The organism is Psychrobacter sp. 1U2, assembly GCF_051847575.1.
This window is the reverse complement of sequence record NZ_JBPYDC010001102.1, coordinates 1-705: the sequence shown is the minus strand read 5'-3', so window position 1 is coordinate 705 and position 705 is coordinate 1. Positions and strand designations below refer to the sequence as shown.

The 705-nt window shown below is 39.7% G+C and carries 1 pseudogene; it reads left to right on the top strand.

Annotation, left to right across the window (positions count from 1 at the left end):
• Positions 1–414: 414 nt before the first annotated feature.
• Positions 415–705, top strand: a pseudogene (locus tag ACS8FD_RS20615) (hypothetical protein); the annotation flags it as partial.

Here is a 705-nt window from a genome sequence, read left to right as displayed (position 1 = left end):
TGATTGCCAATCTTGAACAAGGTTTGTTAGCGATTGGTATACATCATGCTACCATTCAGGTTGAAAGCTTATCGCACCCGCAGACCGAAACCCATAGTGATGCGCTGGTTTGTGATGTCTCAGAACGTCCTATAGATAGTAATAGTCATATTGGGCATAGTCATTAACAATAAGTCTTGAGCATTGCTGTGATTTATTTCATTCTATAATAAAGAACTTCTTCGTTTATTACTTATGTTCAGACTAATTCGGTAGTTTTTTTCAAAACCTTAGTTGTACGATTTAAAAAAATAAGCTTTAAAGGGGGTTATATGGTTATAATATCGATATAAATCCTCTATTTAGTATACTGATTGACATTGGTAAGCAGACTTATTAGTATTTTTTTAACCTACTTATTGACGATATAATCCTATGTCTAGACGCTCGGCGCCCTTTGTCGCCCCAGACTATATTGACAACCCTACGTCAAAAGATGGCAAAAAACACGCCAAGGTTTTGCTATCAACGCTGCAAGAAGACATTGCTAAGTTCCGTGACGAGCAGTTTCCGCCTGACATTTTACGTCAAATTCGCGACATGCCCATCTATGAAGGCAACTTAGCAGAAGTCCAAGCATACCAACAACGTTGGCAAACTTTGCTTGAGCGTGCGATGGCGTTTTATCCTGCAGCCAACCTACCACCCGACTATCTACCACTGCCA